The sequence below is a fragment of the Empedobacter tilapiae genome, from assembly GCF_004785645.1.
Lineage (GTDB): Bacteria > Bacteroidota > Bacteroidia > Flavobacteriales > Weeksellaceae > Empedobacter > Empedobacter tilapiae.
In genome coordinates this window covers 1-1,277 of sequence record NZ_SRPE01000027.1, presented here as the reverse complement: position 1 = coordinate 1,277, position 1,277 = coordinate 1, and the positions used below count along the sequence as shown (strand labels likewise).

Genomic DNA, 1,277 nt, shown 5'->3' with positions numbered 1-1,277 from the left:
TATCCTGATAAAATATTACAATGTCAAGAAATTCTAAATAAGCAAGATTTAAATATTTTAGATATTTTAGAATTGAATAAATTGATTTTCGGAGATGAACACAAAAGAAATATTGAAGTAAATCAAAAATTCAAATCTTATTCAAAACAAGATATTTTATTAATATTAGATTATCAGAAAAAACATAATCTAAATAATTCTCAATTAGCAAATCATTTTAAATTAAGTAGAAATACTGTTGCTAAGTGGAAAAAGATATTTATTTAAAAAAGCGTCAATTGACGCTTTTTTAGTTTATATATTATTTTCTATTTCTTTGATTACAAGAGGATATAGTTTTTGAAGCCTCTCTAAATTATCAGGATATTCTAATCTATAAGTATAATAATTATTAGGTTCTTCCATTTCCAAAATCTCTTTATAAATTTCTTTTAATTCTGTATTTTTAGAAAATCTACTATCACCAAGTAAATTTGTTAAGACTACATTTATTTTATTTACAATATACAATCCAGAAGGATTACTGATTGTTGTTTCCATTTGACTTTTATAGCTTTCAAGTTCTTGATTGGTTAATTTTGGCATAAAATACAGTTTTTTGAAAAATAAAAAATAATTATTAATTAATATTACGGTTTCACGTAAAGATTATATTATTTAAAACTAATAACTGAAAATATAGAATATAAGTTGTTTTTTTTGATGCTCATTATCAAGTAGTAAGAAAAGTAAATACATTTTTATCTAATATAATGCATTAATAATGAGGTGGATTAAATAAAAAAAAGTAGTCCTAACTAGACTACTTTATACAAAGGTATTATTTTTCTTTAAAAAAGCAAATTATTGAAAAGTAATGTTTTATAAGCAATTTTATTTTTTTTAAAAGATTAATAAGTATTTATTAAATGCTTAAACATATGTAATTCATAATTATATCAAATTGAGATTTAGATGTATATGATTAATAATAGTCTAGTTAGGACTATTTATTAAATAATCACTAAACAATTTAAAATTATGAAAAAACATTTAGTCATTTTGATGAGTTTGTTTTCATCAGTTACTCTATTTTCTCAAGTAGGAATAAATACCGAAAATCCTCAACAGCTTTTTCATACAGACGGAAAATCATCTGCTGCAACTACAAATCCAACTACAGGAGTTCCTAGTGTTGCACAACAAGTAGATGATGTTGTAATAACTAATCAAGGAAGGGTTGGTATAGGTGTTACAACACCAACACAAAGTTTAGATGTAAATGGAAGAACAAGAAT

Annotated in this window: 2 protein-coding genes and 1 pseudogene; 2 read left to right on the top strand and 1 reads right to left on the bottom strand. The window is 22.8% G+C overall.

The features are described 5' to 3' along the window. A partial coding sequence (locus E4J94_RS17555) for a helix-turn-helix domain-containing protein (protein WP_135837071.1) occupies positions 1-267 on the top strand: 267 nt, incomplete at its 5' end. Positions 268-294: 27 nt separating this feature from the next. Here E4J94_RS17555 and E4J94_RS17550 read toward each other — a convergent pair. Next, positions 295-585, bottom strand: coding sequence for a hypothetical protein (locus E4J94_RS17550; RefSeq protein ID WP_135837070.1), 291 nt, complete (start codon positions 583-585; stop codon positions 295-297). Positions 586-1,020: 435 nt separating this feature from the next. Between E4J94_RS17550 and E4J94_RS17545 the strand changes: the two are divergent. Then, positions 1,021-1,277 (top strand): annotated as a pseudogene (locus E4J94_RS17545) (hypothetical protein); the annotation flags it as partial.